The organism is Qipengyuania sp., assembly GCF_042095715.1.
Lineage (GTDB): Bacteria > Pseudomonadota > Alphaproteobacteria > Sphingomonadales > Sphingomonadaceae > Qipengyuania.
Genome location: NZ_JBELMO010000007.1, coordinates 35,737 through 53,093, shown reverse-complemented (window position 1 = coordinate 53,093; position 17,357 = coordinate 35,737). Strand labels below are relative to the sequence as shown.

18 protein-coding genes are annotated in these 17,357 nt (G+C 61.0%); 8 read left to right on the top strand and 10 right to left on the bottom strand.

From position 1 onward, the window contains the following. Window positions 1–29 precede the first annotated feature (29 nt). Window positions 30–1,244 carry a Na+/H+ antiporter NhaA gene (nhaA, locus tag ACFDTG_RS03665; protein WP_375289687.1) on the top strand — a complete coding sequence of 405 codons (1,215 nt, stop codon included), beginning with the start codon at window positions 30–32 and terminating at the stop codon, window positions 1,242–1,244. A gap of 10 nt (window positions 1,245–1,254) precedes the next feature. Here the strand turns inward: nhaA and ACFDTG_RS03660 are convergent, their stop codons facing one another. Both ACFDTG_RS03660 and ACFDTG_RS03655 read right to left on the bottom strand, forming a co-directional pair. Continuing rightward, the gene (locus tag ACFDTG_RS03660) at window positions 1,255–1,692 is read right to left on the bottom strand and encodes a VOC family protein (RefSeq protein ID WP_375289686.1); all 438 of its coding nucleotides are present in this window, start codon (window positions 1,690–1,692) and stop codon (window positions 1,255–1,257) included. Window positions 1,693–1,803: 111 nt separating this feature from the next. Further along, window positions 1,804–2,565: a TorF family putative porin gene (locus ACFDTG_RS03655; RefSeq protein ID WP_375289685.1), complete on the bottom strand. Its 762-nt coding sequence runs from the start codon at window positions 2,563–2,565 to the stop codon at window positions 1,804–1,806. A 330-nt stretch (window positions 2,566–2,895) separates the two neighbouring features. Here ACFDTG_RS03655 and ACFDTG_RS03650 point away from each other — a divergent pair, with 330 nt between their 5' ends. After that, complete coding sequence (locus ACFDTG_RS03650; protein ID WP_375289684.1) at window positions 2,896–3,645, top strand: metallophosphoesterase; 750 nt, start codon at window positions 2,896–2,898, stop codon at window positions 3,643–3,645. Between the two features lie 3 nt (window positions 3,646–3,648). Next, complete coding sequence (locus tag ACFDTG_RS03645) at window positions 3,649–4,959, top strand: UDP-glucose dehydrogenase family protein (protein WP_375289683.1); 1,311 nt, start codon at window positions 3,649–3,651, stop codon at window positions 4,957–4,959. Between the two features lie 83 nt (window positions 4,960–5,042). Here the strand turns inward: ACFDTG_RS03645 and ACFDTG_RS03640 are convergent, their stop codons facing one another. Genes ACFDTG_RS03640 through ACFDTG_RS03610 form a run of 7 tightly spaced genes read right to left on the bottom strand, consistent with a single transcriptional unit; the run spans window position 5,043 to window position 12,121 of the window. Beyond that, window positions 5,043–6,656: a sulfate adenylyltransferase subunit 1 gene (locus ACFDTG_RS03640; protein WP_375289682.1), complete on the bottom strand. Its 1,614-nt coding sequence runs from the start codon at window positions 6,654–6,656 to the stop codon at window positions 5,043–5,045. Beyond that, complete coding sequence (gene cysD, locus ACFDTG_RS03635) at window positions 6,656–7,558, bottom strand: sulfate adenylyltransferase subunit CysD (protein ID WP_375289681.1); 903 nt, start codon at window positions 7,556–7,558, stop codon at window positions 6,656–6,658. The genes ACFDTG_RS03640 and cysD overlap by 1 nt, the downstream gene beginning before the upstream one ends. Then, entirely contained in the window at window positions 7,555–8,982 is a 1,428-nt protein-coding gene (cysG, locus tag ACFDTG_RS03630; protein ID WP_375289680.1) for a siroheme synthase CysG, read from the bottom strand. The genes cysD and cysG overlap by 4 nt, the downstream gene beginning before the upstream one ends. Beyond that, window positions 8,979–9,701: a phosphoadenylyl-sulfate reductase gene (locus ACFDTG_RS03625; RefSeq protein ID WP_375289679.1), complete on the bottom strand. Its 723-nt coding sequence runs from the start codon at window positions 9,699–9,701 to the stop codon at window positions 8,979–8,981. Before ACFDTG_RS03625 ends, cysG begins: the two co-directional genes overlap by 4 nt. Beyond that, on the bottom strand, window positions 9,698–10,153 hold the full coding sequence (locus ACFDTG_RS03620; RefSeq protein WP_375289678.1) for a DUF934 domain-containing protein: 456 nt from the start codon (window positions 10,151–10,153) through the stop codon (window positions 9,698–9,700). Before ACFDTG_RS03620 ends, ACFDTG_RS03625 begins: the two co-directional genes overlap by 4 nt. Further along, window positions 10,140–11,819, bottom strand: a complete 1,680-nt coding sequence (locus tag ACFDTG_RS03615; protein WP_375289677.1) for a nitrite/sulfite reductase — start codon at window positions 11,817–11,819, stop codon at window positions 10,140–10,142. Before ACFDTG_RS03615 ends, ACFDTG_RS03620 begins: the two co-directional genes overlap by 14 nt. Next, window positions 11,819–12,121 (bottom strand): DUF2849 domain-containing protein, encoded by a 303-nt coding sequence (locus ACFDTG_RS03610; RefSeq protein ID WP_375289676.1) that lies wholly within the window; start codon window positions 12,119–12,121, stop codon window positions 11,819–11,821. Before ACFDTG_RS03610 ends, ACFDTG_RS03615 begins: the two co-directional genes overlap by 1 nt. Window positions 12,122–12,236: 115 nt before the next feature. Between ACFDTG_RS03610 and ACFDTG_RS03605 the strand changes: the two genes are divergently transcribed. Beyond that, the gene (locus ACFDTG_RS03605) at window positions 12,237–12,686 is read left to right on the top strand and encodes an Lrp/AsnC family transcriptional regulator (RefSeq protein ID WP_375289675.1); all 450 of its coding nucleotides are present in this window, start codon (window positions 12,237–12,239) and stop codon (window positions 12,684–12,686) included. A 91-nt stretch (window positions 12,687–12,777) separates the two neighbouring features. Here ACFDTG_RS03605 and ACFDTG_RS03600 read toward each other — a convergent pair whose 3' ends face one another. Continuing rightward, on the bottom strand, window positions 12,778–12,996 hold the full coding sequence (locus ACFDTG_RS03600; protein ID WP_375289674.1) for a hypothetical protein: 219 nt from the start codon (window positions 12,994–12,996) through the stop codon (window positions 12,778–12,780). Window positions 12,997–13,036: 40 nt separating this feature from the next. On the opposite strand from ACFDTG_RS03600, the gene exbB reads away from it, so the two are divergent. Genes exbB through ACFDTG_RS03580 form a run of 4 tightly spaced genes read left to right on the top strand, consistent with a single transcriptional unit; the run spans window position 13,037 to window position 17,295 of the window. Continuing rightward, window positions 13,037–13,720: a tonB-system energizer ExbB gene (gene exbB, locus ACFDTG_RS03595; protein WP_375289673.1), complete on the top strand. Its 684-nt coding sequence runs from the start codon at window positions 13,037–13,039 to the stop codon at window positions 13,718–13,720. Beyond that, window positions 13,720–14,151: a TonB system transport protein ExbD gene (gene exbD / locus ACFDTG_RS03590; protein WP_375289672.1), complete on the top strand. Its 432-nt coding sequence runs from the start codon at window positions 13,720–13,722 to the stop codon at window positions 14,149–14,151. Before exbB ends, exbD begins: the two co-directional genes overlap by 1 nt. Continuing rightward, the gene (locus ACFDTG_RS03585) at window positions 14,148–14,909 is read left to right on the top strand and encodes an energy transducer TonB (RefSeq protein WP_375289671.1); all 762 of its coding nucleotides are present in this window, start codon (window positions 14,148–14,150) and stop codon (window positions 14,907–14,909) included. The genes exbD and ACFDTG_RS03585 overlap by 4 nt, the downstream gene beginning before the upstream one ends. A gap of 1 nt (window position 14,910) precedes the next feature. Further along, the gene (locus tag ACFDTG_RS03580) at window positions 14,911–17,295 is read left to right on the top strand and encodes a TonB-dependent receptor (RefSeq protein WP_375289670.1); all 2,385 of its coding nucleotides are present in this window, start codon (window positions 14,911–14,913) and stop codon (window positions 17,293–17,295) included. Window positions 17,296–17,357: the final 62 nt, after the last annotated feature.

Below are 17,357 nucleotides of genomic sequence, written 5' to 3'. Positions count from 1 at the left end.
CGCGCGCTGCAATCGCGAAAAGCGCCGATATGAACAAAAGTGATCAGACGAACCCGCTGCTAAGCGTCCTGCTCGCCCCGGTGAAAGCGTTGTTCGTCAGCGAATCGAAGCAAGGCATCCTTCTCATCGTGGTGGCCGCCGCAGCCTTGATTGCAGCCAATTCCATATTCGCCGAGGCCTACCATCATTTCTTCCACGACCGGCTATCATGGACGCCGATCCCCAAACTCAACACGGCGCATCTGTGGATCAATGACGGCCTGATGGCGATTTTTTTCTTCGTCGTCGGCTTGGAAGTGAAGCGCGAGATTATCGAGGGGCAGCTATCATCCCCGGAACAGCGCCGCTTGCCAGTGGTCGCAGCCATTTCCGGCATGATCGCACCTGCGCTCGTCTACCTCAGCATTGCTGGCGGGGTGCCGGGGCTCACGCGCGGCTGGGCGATCCCTGCCGCCACGGATATCGCATTCGCGATGGGCGTCCTGGGACTGTTGGGAAACCGCGTGCCCGCATCGCTTCGCATGTTTCTCCTCACCGTGGCCATCGTCGACGATATCGGTGCAGTCCTGATCATCGCGCTCTTCTTCACTGCGGGGATAAAGCTCACTTGGTTGATCGGGGCGCTCGTCGTCGTGGGCGTGATGGTCGCACTCAACCGTGCCCGTCACTCCGTGACGACAACCTATATTCTGCTGGCCCTGGTGCTGTGGTTCTGCATTCTCAATTCCGGGGTGCATGCCACCGTGGCGGGCGTGGTAGCGGCGCTGACCATTCCAATGCGAGGCCGCGACAACGACACCATGGTCGAACGCGTCGAGCATGCGCTCGCACCCTGGAGCGCCTATCTGATCGTTCCCGTCTTCGGTTTCGCCAATGCAGGCGTGCATGTGACCGATCTCGGTCCGGAAGAGTTCCTTGCACCCCTGCCGGTGGCGGTTGCCGCCGGCCTCGCGCTAGGCAAGATGGTGGGGATATTCGGGATAGTGCTGGCGGCCGAGAAAGTCGGCTTTGCCAAGCGACCCGGTGGCGCCAACTGGGTCGAGATCTGGGGTGTGTCGATGCTTTGCGGGATCGGGTTCACCATGTCGCTGTTCATCGGCGAACTGGCATTCCCCGGGGTCAGCTCGCTGGCAAGCGAACTTCGTGACGAGGCGAAGATCGGCATTCTCGGCGGATCGCTGATCTCGGCTATTTGTGGCTACACGGTCCTGCGCCTGTCACGAAAGACGCCGGAAACGGCGTAAAGCCGCAAGCTCACCAGCTTCCAACATTCTCCATGCTGGCCCAGGGTTCCAGAGGCGGCAGGTGACCGTCCTGTAGCAGTTCGACCGAGATGCCGTCGGGCGATTTTACGAAAGCCATGTGCCCATCTCGCGGCGGGCGGTGGATCACATGCCCGGCGTCGAGGATCGCCTGGCAGGTTTCGTATATGTTCTCGACCCTGTAGGCGAGATGACCAAAGTTGCGCCCGCCATCATAGGATTCCGGTTCGCTAGCGTCTTCGGACGGCCAGTTGTATGTCAATTCGACCTCTGCCAACCCCTCCTGCCCTGGTGCAGCAAGAAAAATCAGGGTGAAACGGCCCCGGTCGTTGTCGACGCGCCTGATTTCCTTGAGACCGATGAGTTCAAAGAACGCGACCGTGGCATTCGGATCTGCCACCCGGACCATCGTATGGAGATATTTGACCATGGCTTGCTCCTCGCCGCGCGAAGTAATCAGATATCTTCCCGACGCAAGCCAAACGGGCCCGCGCACCATGTGCACGAGCCCGCCGCCCCCCGGGTTCCCCCCTTGGAAAGCCTAGAAACTTACGCTGAGCGTTCCGACAATGGCATCGTCGGTCAGGCCGTCGACGGACGGTCCTTCAACCCCGATGTACGAAACGCCGATATCGAGTGAGCCAAGCACCGTGGCACTAGCGCCGACCGACCAGTCGAACCCAGTATCGTCCACCGCTCCAGCCAGGACCGGCGGAGCCAGAACGCCGTCCGTATATCCGAGATGCGCGCTCAGGGAGATCGGCGTGTTGGGAATGGCCGTTCCCAGATCGGTGTAGAGATAAAGGTTGTCACCCCCCAGCGAGTCCTGGTCCCAGGCATAAGCCGCGCCGATAGTTGCTTCGACCGGGCCCATGGTGGTGCCAATGGAAGCGTACGGCTCCCAATAGTTCACGTTGTCGTCGAACCCGTCGGCATTCTTTTCCGTGGGGTAGAGGTAATACAGTACCCCGACGTCGAGAGTGACGCCCTCAGCCACATCGGCGCTCCAGCCCCCGTAAAGGTCGAGTTCCAGGTCGCCATAGGCAGAACCCCCTGCGATCGAACTAGCCCATGTGCCGACATAGAAACCAGCCGGAAGGGCCAGATCGATGCCGCCCTGAACCGCTACGTCGCCAGCGGAGAGTGAGACACCGCGAAAGCGGTAATCGGTAACGAGCGCCACATTGGCGGAAACGCTCACCGGCGATTCCACCTCTTCGTCCTGCGCGTTGGCCGGAGAAAAGGAAATCAAGCTCGCCGTGGCAAGCGAAGCGGCGATAAGGCCGCGAAAGGACGTCAGCATGACAAGCTCCTATGGTTGTCGCTTCGTCCCACCTGCGCGCAAAGCCGGGCCACGTTTGCGTGATCCTCAACCAAAGCAAAACGATATTTCAGGAAAAGAGGATAATGCGCAAGGAAAAATCGTTGAATGTTTACATTTGATGACAAAGCGTTGCCATTGTGCAACTGCGAGATGCGTTCATCGCCGCTTCAATGGTTGTCTGCCATTACGCTCTCGCTTATGCGCACGCGCGCCTCGGCATGATCGAGCCCTTCCCCCTTATACAAGCCAATCGAAAATCCGATGTTGAATGCAATTCGCCAGATGATACGGCCCTCGACCCCCCGCCCTGTGGCCTCCGTGCCTGTAGGGCAGCGGTGGTATGTGATCGGTGATGTGCACGGCTGTTGCGATCTGCTCAAGGCACTCGCCGATGCGATCGAACGCGATGATGCGAAGCGGGCGGAAGCGGATACCACGGTGGTACTGCTTGGAGATCTTATCGATCGTGGGCCAGACAGCGCGGGCGCTGTGCAATTCGCTCGCGAGTGGGGACAAACTCGAAAGGTCCGCCATCTTGCCGGAAACCACGAAGAAATGTTTCTGGAGAGCTTCTCACAGGTCGATGTTTTGCGCCATTTCCTGCGCCACGGCGGCAAGGAGACCATCCATAGTTACGGGATCAAGGGCGACCAGTACAACGCCATGACCATGCCGGAGCTACAGACTGCAATGCAGCAGGCCGTGCCCGCGAGCGATCGGGACTTTCTGGCCGGCGCAGAGGTTTTGATCGAGGCCGGAGATTATCTGTTTGTTCACGCCGGAATCGATCCCGACCGACCCCATACCGATCAGAAGAGAAGCGACCTTCTTTGGATACGAGAAAGGTTTCTGCGTCATCCTCACGCATTCAGTCATGTCGTGGTGCATGGCCACACCATCGTCGACGAGGTGGAGGATACGGGGACCAGAATTGGAATCGACACGGGTGCCTATCGGACCGGAAGGTTGACCGCCCTCATCCTTGAGGGCAGCGGGCGACGGACGATTCAGGCGGTGGAATCGAACGGATCCATTACCATCGTCACAAACGGGGATTGACGAATGAAGATCGCAATGGTGGGTTCGGGCTATGTGGGCCTGGTTTCGGGTGCCTGTTTCGCCGATTTCGGGCACGAAGTCGTATGTATCGACAAGGACCAATCGAAGATCGATCGTCTTCACGACGGAATTATGCCGATCTACGAACCGGGTCTCGACATGCTGGTCGAGAATAACGTCAAATCAGGCCGGCTCAGCTTCACCACAAGTCTCGCCGAAGGGATCAAGGACGCCAAGGCAATCTTCATTGCCGTGGGAACGCCAAGCAGGCGTGGTGACGGCCACGCCGACCTGACGTTCGTTTACGCCGTGGCAAAGGAGATCGGCGAAAATCTGGCAAACGATGTGGTCGTTGTAACCAAGTCGACCGTCCCGGTCGGCACAGGTGACGAGGTCGAACGGATCATCGCGGAGTGTAATCCCGACCACAAGTTCGCCGTTGTTTCCAACCCCGAGTTTCTCAGGGAAGGTGCGGCCATTGGGGATTTCAAGCGCCCCGACCGCATCGTGATTGGTGCCGAGGATGAATTTGGGCGCGAGGTGATGCGCGAGGTTTATCGCCCCCTTTTCCTCAACGAATCTCCAATCCTCTTCGTCAACCGGCGCTCCAGCGAACTGATCAAATATGCCGCCAACGCTTTCCTTGCGACGAAGATCACCTTTATCAACGAAATGGCCGATCTTTGCGAAAAGGTGGGCGCAAACGTGCAGGACGTTTCGCGCGGGATTGGCCTCGACAATCGTATCGGCAAGAAGTTTTTGCACGCCGGACCGGGCTATGGGGGAAGCTGCTTCCCGAAAGATACCCTTGCGCTTCTCAAGACGGCAGAGGACTACGAAAGCCCCACGCGGATCGTCGAAGCGGTGGTCAAGGTCAACGACACCCGCAAGCGCGCAATGGGCCGCAAGGTTCTGGACGCCATCGGCGGCGTTGACGAGGCACGCGGGAAGCGCGTTGCCCTTCTGGGGCTGACCTTCAAACCCAATACCGACGACATGCGCGATTCACCCGCAATCGCCGTCGCGCAGATGCTGACCGACGCCGGGGTTAAAGTCACGGCCTTCGATCCGGAAGGCATGGAACTCGCCAAACCCCTGATGCCGGAAGTGGAGATGTGCTCGGATTCGTATGAAGCGATCGAAGGGGCGGATGCCATAGCGATCGTGACCGAATGGGATGCGTTCCGTGCTTTGGATCTCGATCGGGTCAAGCAGATGGCCAAGGCTCCCGTTCTCGTGGATCTGCGCAATATCTACAACCCGGAGGATATGGCCCGCCGCGGCTTCACCTACGTGAGCGTGGGAAGGCCCTGAGGCAAAGGAAGGCGAAGTCTTTCGCCTTCCCCCCCAATCCTTTTCCTATTGTTCTGGACGCCCATCGCGCGGCCCGTGAGCCTTTAGATCACCCAGTCGTTCGCGATGGCCGATGCCTCGCGCACCAACCTGGCCTCGCTTCCTAAGGGAAGGGCGGCGGTCGTTGCGACAACCACGGTCGCACCCGACCGGGCCGCAAGGCGGGCGGCGGCATGCGCGCGCCTGCCCCATTCGGGAGAGCCGCTTTCGATATCCGCGCAAAGGTCCGACGCCAGGACCGCATCGTCGAAGGACATGACGCGGCTTCCACTGGCCGACAGCGCGGTAATGATGCGACTCAGTTCGCGCTGTGCATCCGGATGGGCGGCATCGAACCAGACAATGTTTTCGCCCGTCCCCTTGCGTGATCCCGCCGCGCTCTCCTCCAGCGCGTCGATCATTCCGCATGCTACGGTCTGCCGCGTTTCCTTGTCGATCAGGATGAAGGCGCCGAAGCGGTGATCCCTTCTATAGAGTTCAACCGGCAAATCGCTCGCGAATGACAGATCGACATGCTGAATGGCATTCAGCACGGGGGTCTCGTCCCCACGCCGAATATCGACCTGCACCGCCAGGGTCCGGGTCGTTGCCTTCAAAACATAATCGCGAGATCGCTCAAATGGCCGCTCGTTCAGCCAGACCAGTTCGGCTGAGGCGCGGTGCGCCATCGGAAGCGGCTGCTCGGCAGTTGCAATAACGTCACCGCGAGAACAATCGACGTGGTCGGCAAGTACCACCACCACCGCCTGGCCCGATTGGGCTCGTTCAAAATCGCCGTCCATCGTGACGATCCGCGCCACGCTCGTGGAGTGTCCACTCGGTTGGACGACTACCTTGTCGCCCACCGCAACCTCGCCAGACGAAATTGTGCCGGCAAAGCCCCGAAAACTTTCGTCCGGTCGCAGTGCGAGTTGCACCGCCATGCGGAATGGTTCACTCGCATCAACCTGGCGCACGGCCAGCGGTGTGGTTTCCAGCAAGCCGAGCAAAGGTGGGCCATCATACCATGGCATGGCGCCCGAAGGGCTTGCTACGTTTGCGCCGGTGAGAGCCGATAGAGGAACGGAATCGAAGCGGTCGACCCCCTCTGCCTCGGCAAACTCCGCGAAGGCGGAGACTACATCATCGAAGGGTTCCTGGAGGAAGCGCACCCGGTCCATTTTGTTGACCGCCAGAACCATGCCCGAGATACCCAGAAGTTTGAGCACTCTGGCGTGCCGCTTCGTCTGCTCCGTCAGGCCCTGCCGCGCATCCGCCAACAGGACGCCGTAATCGGCCTGAGAGGCCCCGGTCACCATGTTACGGGTATATTGCTCGTGACCCGGGGCATCGATAACGATGAACTTGCGCCTCTGGGTCGCGAAATAGCGGTAGGCGACATCGATGGTGATGCCCTGCTCGCGCTCCGCGGAGAGACCGTCGACCAGCAGTGACAGGTCGAGTTGCGTACCCTGCGTGCCGAACCTTCGGCTTTCTGCGGCGAGCGTTTCAAGCTGATCGGCAGGCACGCTGTTGGTTTCATACAACAGACGCCCAATGAGAGTCGATTTGCCATCATCGACGCTGCCGCAGGTGATGAAACGGAGGAGATCCCGTTCGCCTGCGGATGTTTCAGGGCGCGAGTCTCCCACGACGCGAGATACGGCTTGGCCGTGCATCAGAAATAGCCTTCCTGCTTCTTGCGCTCCATGGAATCGAAGCTGTCGCGGTCGATCGCGCGCCCCTGCCGTTCCGACACCTTGGCGGCGAGCGTTTCGGCGACCACCTTGTCCAGAGTATCGGCACGGCTTTCGACTGCGCCGGTCAGGGGATAGCAACCCAGCGTGCGGAACCGGATCCAACGCTCTTCCGGCATCTCGCCTTCGCGAAGAGGGAATCTATCGTCGTCCACCATGAGCAGCATGCCATCGCGCTCCACCACGGGGCGCGGGGCGGCGAAATAGAGAGGAACGATCGGAATGTCTTCCGCCGCTATGTATTGCCAGATATCCCGCTCCGTCCAGTTGGAGAGCGGGAAAGCCCGGATGGTCTCGCCGGGTGCCGTGCGAGCATTGTAGAGATTCCAGAGCTCCGGCCTCTGACGACGAGGATCCCAGCGATGGCCGGCGCTGCGCACGGAAATGACACGCTCCTTGGCGCGGCTCTTGTCTTCGTCGCGCCGGGCGCCGGCGAAGCTGGCATCGAACTTGTAGAGGTCCAGCGCCTGTTTGAGCCCCTGCGTCTTCCACATGTCGGTGTGCAGCGAACCGTGGTCGAAGGGATTGATCCCGCGTTCCTTGGCTTCCGGGTTCTGGTAAACCAGCAACTCGACCCCGTATTTCTCCGCGATGGTATCCCGGAATTCATACATGGCGCGAAATTTCCATGTCGTGTCGACGTGCAGCAACGGAAACGGGATCGGGGCCGGATAGAAAGCCTTGCGCGCTAGATGAAGCAGCACGGCGGAATCCTTGCCCACCGAATATAGCATCACGGGGTTCTGGCTCTCGGCCACCACCTCGCGCATGATATGTATGCTCTCCGCCTCGAGCATTTGAAGATGGCTGAGCGGTGCGGTCATGCGGCATTTCCGATGAGATGAGATACGGCCTCGGCAGTCACCTGTCCGATGATGACGATCACCGGCGCCCCTTCGGGCAGCGTGGCGGTACGCTGTGGCAGCGCGGCCAGAGAACTGCGGACCTCGGCCTGATGCGGCAGGGTGGCCGACGCGATTGCGAGCGCAGGCGTGAGCGGATCGAGCCCGGCCGAAATGGCGCGGCTCGCAAAATCCGCCAGCGTTGCGCGCGGCATATAGACCGCGGTGGTGACATGCGGGTCCGCGATGGACTGCCAGTCAAGATCCTCGGGCAAGACCCCGGCCATGGAATGGCCGGTCACGAACTGAACCCGGCGGGCATGTTTGCGCTCGGTAAGCGAGAAGCCAAGAGTAGCGGCGGCGCCCTGTGCGGCCGTAATGCCGGGCACGATCGAAACAGGCACCCCCGCCACCCGGCAGGCTTCGAGTTCCTCGGTCGCGCGTCCGAAGATCAGCGGATCGCCGCCCTTCAGGCGCACGACCCGTTCGCCTGAACGCGCGTGCCGAACGAGCTCTGCGTCGATGTTCTCCTGGCTGACAGAGGGACCTCTGCCGCGCTTGCCCACCGAAATGCGGTGCGCTTCGCGACGTGCGAGCTCGAGCACCTCTGCCGACACGAGATCGTCGTAGAGGATCACGCTGGCCGTCTGCAGCGCGCGCACCGCCTTGAGCGTGAGCAACTCGGGATCGCCGGGCCCCGCGCCCACCAGCGTAACGCTGCCGCCCGCATCGCCATCGTCCTTCAGCATCCGGGTGAAGTCGCCAACACCGGGTGTATGCTCAGGAGCGTTCCACGCAGCAGCCGTGAATCTTTCCCAGAAGCGGCGGCGAGCCCTACCATCGGGAACCCGAGCCTTCAGGGTGCCGCGCCAACGCTGCGCAGCGGCGGCCCAATCGGCAAGACCGGCGGGCAGGACCGCTTCCAGCCTGCTACGGATCGATTGTCCCAGCATGGGAGCGGCGCCGTCGGTAGAAATACCGATTACCACGGGCGAGCGATTGACGATCGAACCGATCTGGAAATCGCAAAGCGCAGGCTTGTCGACGACATTGACCAACACACCGGCTTCGCGCGCCGCAGCGGCAAAGGTTTCACCTGCGGATGGGTCCAGATCGGCGATCGCCAAAGCAAGCCCTCTCATGTCGGCGGGTGTCCAATCACGTGCTTCAAGCTTCACCGGACCATCCACCGGGCTTTCGACCAGCCCCGCCCATCGGGCGGCATCGGCATCGGCACCTGGCAATACCAGGACTTCAGCTCCGGCCGCACTCATCAGTTCGGCTTTCCAGCGCGCACCGTCGGTATTGCCGGCTACAAGAACGTGGCGTCCATGCAGGGCATGAAATAGCGGCAGCTTCGGCAGAGGTCCGATGCGGGGTGGCGTTTTTTTCGGGCTCCGGCTCATTGAGCGACCTCCTTCGCACGGACGAACTTGCCATCTGCATCGACATGCAGGCCGCATTCCTTTGCGGTATCCTCCTCCCACCACCAGCGGCCAGCGCGCTCGGGCTCGCGCGGGGCGATTGCCCGGGTGCAAGGCTGGCAGCCGATCGAGGGATAACCCTCCGCATGAAGAGGATTGATCGGGATCTTTTCCGTGGCACAGAATTCGGCAACGCGTTCGCGCGACCAATCGTAAAGCGGCGCGGCCTTGGCGAGGCGATGGCCGGTGTCGAACTCGATACCCATGATATCGCCTCGCGCCTGCGACTGATCGGCACGCAAGCCTGTGACCCACGCGTCGGCCCCGGCGAGGGCGCGCTTTAGCGGTTCCACCTTCCGCACGCCGCAGCAGGCCAGGCGCGCTTCCTTGGCGAGATAGAAGCCGTTGGCACCCCAATCGTCAAGAAGTGCGGTCAGCGCCTGCGGGTCTGGATGGAATGATCGGATACGCAGTCCATAACGCTGCTCGGTCTCGGCCCAAACGGCGTGGGTCTCTCCGAAAAGCCGCCCGGTATCGAGCGTCACGATGTCGATGTCATGCCCGCCGGTGCGGATCATGTGCGTGATTGCCTGGTCCTCGATGCCGAAACTGGTCGTGAAGACGATCCGCCCCGAGACAGAGGCACGCAGCGATGCGAGCCTCTCCTGGGGCGTTGCACCTTCGAATGCAGGTAGAGTCACACCGCACCTCGTGCAGCGGCGCGGCGAGCGAAAATACCATCGGGCCCCACATAGGTCCGGGTGATGGTGGAGGCAGCCGCCTGCCATTGCTCCACCGGCTGCCGGGCCAGATGCTCATCGGTGATCTCGACCTGATCGATTCCGCAATCGAGCGCGAAACGGAATTGGTCGGGAATGAGCGGACCGACGGCCCGGATGGTTCCGCGATAACCGCGCTCGCGCAGCGTTTCTGCCAGGCTGAATACCCTGCCATTCCCTGTCTTTTCGATCGTTATGGCAATGATATCGGCGCGCTGCGCTTCCCGGGCGAGCGCTTCCCCGTGTGCCTCTGCCGGTACGGTCACACCGATCCGGTCGCCCGGTCCGCGATTCTCCAATGCATCGTCGAGCTCTTCCAGCTCAACGAGAGTGGCGCCGTCCACGGCGAGGCCCCTAGCATCAAGAAGCGGCATTGGCGGCCTCCTTAGACGCCTCCAGCGCCGGCTTGAATGGGTCCGGGCCGGTTCGCTTCAGCACCTCGAGAAATTGCTCCTGCGGTCCTTCGCGAAGCTCAAGATAGGTATCGACGATCGCCTCGATGGCGGCGGGCACCGCTTCGGCATCGATTCCGGGTCCGAGGCGCTCGCCCAGCGCCGTGACATTTCCAGGGTCACCACCCAGGGTGATCTGATAATTCTCCCGGCCTGCTCGCTCCAGCCCCAGGATCCCGATATTGCCCACATGGTGATGCCCGCAAGCGTTGATGCAGCCCGAAATCTTGATGCTGAGCTTCCCGATCTCCGCCTGACGTGCGGGATCGGCGAACACGCGCTGGATATCCTGCGCGATCGGGATCGAACGCGCGGTGGCGAGCGCGCAGTAATCCATACCGGGGCAGGCGATGATATCGGTGATCAGCGCGGCATTGGGCTCGGCAAGTCCGGCTTCCACGAGCGCTTCATGAAGCGCAGGAACATCGTCGAGCCGGACATGCGGCAGCACCACGTTCTGCATGTGGGTGATGCGCATTTCGTCGTGCGAATAGCGCTCGGCCAGGTCGGCCATCACGCGCATCTGGTCGGCCGTGGCATCGCCCGGCGGCTTCCCGATTGGCTTGACCGAAATGATCACCGCAGCGTGGCCTCGAACTTTGTGAGGCGCCAAATTGTGGCGCGCAAACAGTTCCAGCGCGGGGTCGGCGACGCGGGCCTTACTGAGAGCGTCAGAAGGTTCGCTCCGCTCTTCCAGCGCCGGCGGCGCGAAATAACCGGCTATGCGTGCTAGCTCTTCCTCGGCAACGGCAGGTCCACCCCGCTCCATTGCACGATATTCGTCTTCGACCTGCGCGGTGAATTCGGCTGCGCCCAGTTCGTGCACCAGGATCTTGATGCGCGCCTTGTATTTGTTGTCGCGCCGACCGTGGCGATTATAAACCCTCAGGATCGCCTGCAGATAGTTTAGAAGCTCCGCCCGCGGCAAAAATTCGCGGACCGTCTTGCCGACCATAGGAGTGCGGCCAAGCCCGCCGCCGACGATGATCCGATAACCCACGTCGCCAGCGTCGTTCGTCACGATCCGGATGCCGATATCGTGCACGTTCACCGCAGCGCGATCGTCTTCGGCACCGGTCACCGCAATCTTGAACTTGCGTGGGAGGTATTCGAATTCGGGATGAAGCGTGGACCATTGGCGGATCAGCTCTGCCGTCGGTCGCGGATCCTCGATCTCGTCTGCGGCGGCACCGGCCAAATGATCGGCGGTTACATTGCGGATGCAATTGCCCGACGTCTGGATCGCGTGCATCCCGACATCGGCCAGCATGCCCAGCAAGTCCGGCACATCGACGAGCTTCAGCCAGTTGTACTGCAGATTCTGGCGGGTGGTGAAATGGCCATAGCCACGATCATATTTGTCGGCGATGGCTGCAAGCTGGCGCATCTGGGCCGAATTGAGCGTGCCATAGGGGATGGCGACCCGCAACATATAGGCGTGGAGTTGAAGATACAGTCCGTTCATCAGGCGAAGCGGCTTGAACTCATCCTCGCTCAGCGAGCCATCCAGACGTCGCGCGACCTGGCCCCGGAACTGCTCCACCCGCTCACGCACGAGTTGCTCGTCGAATTCGTCATAACGATACATCAGGCAGCTCCGCCAAATCGAATAGTGGGTCCATCAGCGCGGATGGCCTCGCGGTAGTGCGCGGCAGCGGGCTTGCCATCCACTCCCGCGCTTGCCGACACCAGATAAGCGTCGACAACCGTACCCGTGAATTGTGCCACCATCGATTCAAGGCGACGGGCGTCGGTTTCGTCCTGTGCAAGGTAGGCACCGGATAGTTCAGTCACCCAACCCCTCCCATCGAAATAAACGACCTCGCCACCGCGAAGATCATTGGCGGTAAGGACGACCGGAAGAGGCGGCAGTTTGGAAGATTTTTCCATAGGAGCGATATAACCCTCTATCGGTTGATACCCAACTCTCTCTACGCAATAACAAGCCTCGTGCATATAAGCGCCGTTCTTGAGAAAGTTCTTCTATTCTGGGCTAGGTCAACGCATGGATGATGTCGATCTCTCGATTCTGCGTCTGCTGCAGGTAGACGCGGGGCTTACCGTGACTGAAATTGCCGCCAAGGTGAATCTTTCGCAAACGCCCACCTGGCGTCGCATTCAGAAGCTCGAACAAGCTGGCATCATCGCGCGCCGGGTCGCGCTTCTGGACCCGGAAAAGGTGGGCAAGGATATTACCGTGTTCGTCGACATCCAGACGTCCGATCACTCCCCCCAATGGCTGGAAGCTTTCGCCGATACGGTGGATAAGATGCCCGAGGTGATGGAGGTCTACCGCATGGCGGGGGAGGTGGATTACACCCTGCGCATATCGGTGGGCTCGATGGTGGATTTCGATGCCTTCTATCGCAGGATTATCGCCGCCGTGCCGCTGAAGAACGTCACCTCGCGCTTCGCCATGGAAAGGGTGAAGTACACCACCGCTTACCCGCTTTAGCCAAATGGTGGTCGCGCAGCCGCCCACACACTTCAACGCCACATTTCGAAAGGTCCGGCGCTCAATGCACGAGCTTGCCGGCGATAGCCGATCAACGCCTGCGCGGAATGACGAGTTCGGCCGCAAGCGTGTTGAGCAAAATCAGACCGCCGCTGATCGCACCAATACCCCCTCTCAAAAATATCAACATGCAAATGCGAATGACTTGCAGAAACAAAAGCCGCGTCGTAGGAGCCTCGCTGTCAACGTGAGGGAAATTTGTGAAGGTCAATCCGTTCTGCATTGCTGTCGTCGCGGCAGCCTTATTCATGTCGGCCAGCGCGGGTCACGCTCGTGCCGCCATCTCCCCTATGTCGGCACCCCTCCCGCACGACCTCAGCGTATGGGGCATGTTCGCGCAGGCGGATTGGGTGGTGAAGCTGGTCATGATCGGGCTGGTCATCGCCTCCATTGTTAGCTGGACCGTCTTGATTGCAAAGCACCTCGAACTCTCGCGCCAACGCGCCAGCGCCGAGACGTTCCGGGACCTGCTGGCCGGAACTACCTCGCTCGCCCAACTCGATGGGTCCGCAGCCAGCCATCCCCTTGTTACCGAAGCGCACCAAGAGATCGCCCAATCAGAGGATGCGCTCGACGATAGGGATGGTCTCAAGGAACGGCTCGCATCACGGCTCGATCGGCACGAAGCGAAGCTGGCCCGCAAGATGACGCAGGGTGTCACCATTGTCGGAACGATCGGAGCGACCGCACCATTCGTGGGTCTGTTCGGCACCGTCTGGGGCATCATGAACAGCTTCATCGGCATCTCCGAGATGCAGACCACCAATCTCGCTGTGGTGGCACCTGGCATTGCGGAAGCGCTCCTCGCGACTGCCTTGGGCCTGGTCGCCGCGATACCCGCAGTCGTGATTTACAACCATTTCGCTCGGGCGATCGCGGCCCACCGCGCGATTGTTGCCGACAGTGCTGCGGCCCTGTTGCGTGTGGTCTCTCGGGATCTCAGCCGAGGTACCCTGAAGCGGGCCGCAGACTGATGGCACTCAAACTCGCATCAGACAGCGAAGACCTGGCCGTCGCGCATGAAATCAACGTGACGCCTTTCATCGACGTCATGCTCGTGTTGCTGATTATTTTCATGGTGGCGGCGCCGCTCGCGACGGTTGACGTGAAAGTAGATCTTCCGGTCTCCAACGCGCAGCCGGCGCCGAAGCCGGAAGCCCCCGTCTATCTCTCGCTCCAGAATGGCGGAGCCATCCTCGTCAACGAAGAACGAGTGAAACTGCCGCAACTGGCCGCAGCCATTGAGCAGGCAACTGCCGGTGACCGTGAAGAGCGCGTCTATCTGCGTGCCGACAAGGCAATCACCTATGACGAAATCATGCAGGCGATGAACGCCCTTCGATCCGCAGGCTACGTCCATGTCGCCCTCGTCGGATTCGAAGCCGCCGAGGGATCCGGTCGGTGAAACTAGCCAGCGACAGGGTCGATTGGCTGCGGGCCGGCGGTATCGCTCTCTTAGCCCACATGGCAGGCTTCGCCGCTCTTGCGCTGATAGGCGAGGTGCCCGCACAAAAAATAGTCGAAGAGCCGATCGTCCTGATCGAACTCCCCCCCGAACCAGCGTCATTTTCTGCCGCTGCCCCCGCAAGCGAACCCACCGAACAGGCAGAACCCCAGTTGGAACCTGTCACTGCCCCTGCGCATTTTCAGCCGCCCCGGATCAATGCACCACAAATCCGTGCGCCGCTTCCCCGGGAATTCGTCTCCACGCCGCCGAAAATTATGGCGCCTACACAGCGTGTCGCTACGGAGATGCGGCCTATCAGCACTCCCAGCGTTCCCAGCGCTCCGAGCCAGCAGGCGTTAGCGCCGTCGACCGCGGCTGACGGCACGGCGGATGCCAAGGGCGACGACCCCGAAGCAAAGCGCGAAGAGGCGAATTACTACTCGCTCCTCAGCGCGCATCTCAATCGAAAGAAGCGGTATCCTAGAGAGGCGAAGAAGGCGCGCGAGCAAGGGATCGTCACGGTCCGCTTCACGGTCCATTCCAACGGCCAGATCAGCGATGCCTCAATCCGAAAGTCGAGCGGACACGAGCTTCTGGATCAGGCCACGCTCGACCTCATGGGACGCGTGGCACCCCTTCCGAAATTTCCCGAGTCAATGACCAGAGCTAGCGTCACCATCTCGCTGCCCATCGACTACTCTTTACGAACACAATGAAATGAAAGGCTTTTTAATGCGCAACCATATCGCCCGCCCCGCCAGCAGTGGTGTTGTTCGCCCGTTGAGTCTGCGGAACGCCGGACGCGGGGCTGCGACGGTCATCGGCCTGTCCGCCGCAATCATGGCAACCGGAGCAAGAGCCCAGACTGGCGACCAGAATCAGGAGGGCGAGGTCGTCCTTCAGACCTTGAAAATCGAAGATCGCACGGCTGATGTAAATCCATACGGCACCCCCGGAGCGCCCTACAAGGCCGAGCGCTCGGGCGACATTCGTCTGACGCGGCCGATCGCCGAGCTACCCACTACGATCACGGTACTGACGGAAAACCAGATCGAGGATTCCGGATACACCGATCTCGCGCGTGTTCTCGACGCCCAACCGGGTATAACTGTCGGCACCGGCGAGAACGGCAACGCTTTCGGTGACCGCTACATCATTCGCGGACAGGAGGCGCGCTCCGACGTTTTCGTCGACGGCCTGCGCGACCCGGGCATGACCACGCGCGAAAGCTTCGCGGTCGAGCAGATCGAGATCACCAAGGGCCCGAACTCGACCTTCGCAGGGCGCGGCACCGCCGGCGGCGCGGTGAACCTCATCACCAAGGCGGCCACCACCGACTACGACTTCTTCGATGGCACCATCGGGGTCGGCACCGACCGCTACGTGCGCCTTACCGGCGACGTGAACCTCGCGCTCGACGAAACCTTCGCGATCCGCGCCAACGGGCTTTACGGCTACACCGACATCCCTGATCGCGCACCCGGCAACCGTCGCCGTTCGGGCGGTGCGCTGTCGGCGACTTGGTCGCCCGGCTATGACTTCGACCTCACGCTCGACTACTACCTGCTTCGCGCCGAAGACCGGCCCGACCTCGGCGATTACCTTTCCGGCAGTGTCGCAGATGGCAACCGCGAACCGGTCGAAACTCCGGCCTACATGCAGGAGCAGGACATCCAGAAGTCGAATGTCGATGTCGTCACTGGCCGCCTCAATTGGCAGCTGACCGACAATATCAGCCTCTCCAACCGCGCCCGCTATGGCGAGAGCCACAATGGCTATGTCGTAACCGGGGCGCGTGGCACCACGACCGATGCGAGCGACCAGAACGGTGTCTATGACACCTTCTCGCTTTCCACCCATCAGGGCTGGCAGGATGTCGAATACTTCGCCAACCAGGCCAACCTGCTGATTGAAAACGAAGCACTGGGCGGCCAGAACGACTTCATCATTGGCGCCGAATACACCAACCACAAGGTTCTGAACGGCGTCTATAATGTGAACAACAGCGGCGCGACCAACTGCGTAACGCCCGGACGTGGCGGTGTGAGCCCGAGCTATTGCGGGATCGGGCCGAACGGGCAGGTCGTGTCGGGTCTGGACAACCTGCTCGGTCGTCAGATCACCCGCAGCGACTGGGATTCGGACTGGCAGGTAGAGACATTCTCGGTCTATTTGATGGACACCATCGATCTTACCCAAAGCCTGACCGCGTTCGGCGGCCTGCGCTGGGATACCTTCGATTTTACGCTCTCCACGCAGGGGCGCAGCAACGACACTTACGCCTACGACGACAGCTTCTGGAACGGTCACCTGGGCATCACCTACCGCCTGAACGACTGGGCCATGGTCTATGGCTCGTTCGCGACGGCAGCCGATATCAACGGCGGCGAGAGCGACCTTGGCACCAACTCGGGCTATGGCGGTCTCGTCATCATCGACGGCGAATTCCGTGGCGGCTCGCCCGAGCGTTCGGAAAATTGGGAACTGGGCACCAAGCTTGAACTGTTCGACCACAAGTTCCTGCTCACCGGCGCGCTGTTCCAGACGACCAAGAGCGACGTGCTCGAAGGGTCCGCTGGAGGATACACCCCCGATGGCACCGGCAACACTGGCAAGAACCGCACCCGCGGTTTCGAACTGGCAGTGGCGGGCAACATCACCCCAGCCTGGTCGATGCAGGGTGGCCTCACCTATATCGATACCGAGGTGCTCGAAAGTGCGGTGAATGCCGACTATATAGGCAAGGAACTGGCCAACACCGCCAATTGGCAGGCCTCATTCCAGACCCGCTATCAGGCCACGGACGCCTTTGCGATCGGCGGAGCGGTGAAGTACAAGGGCGAGCGTTACGGTGGTCAACCCGATACCGCCGCAAGCTTCGCCGAGTTGCCTGGCGGCGGCTTTGCCTACAGCCAGCCGGTTCCTGCCTACACCGTGGCCGACGTGTTTGCCGAATATCGCTTCAGCAACAACATGAGCCTGCGGGTGAACGTGAACAACGTGTTCGACGAGGACTATTATCTCGCCGTCTATCGTTCGGGCGGGTTTCTCTACAAGGGTGATGCACGGCAGGCGGTTGCGACACTCAACGTGCGCTTCTGACGCGAAACGAGGGGCGGCTGCGAATTACCCCCGCCCCCTTTCCCCAACTAGGCGATCCAGGA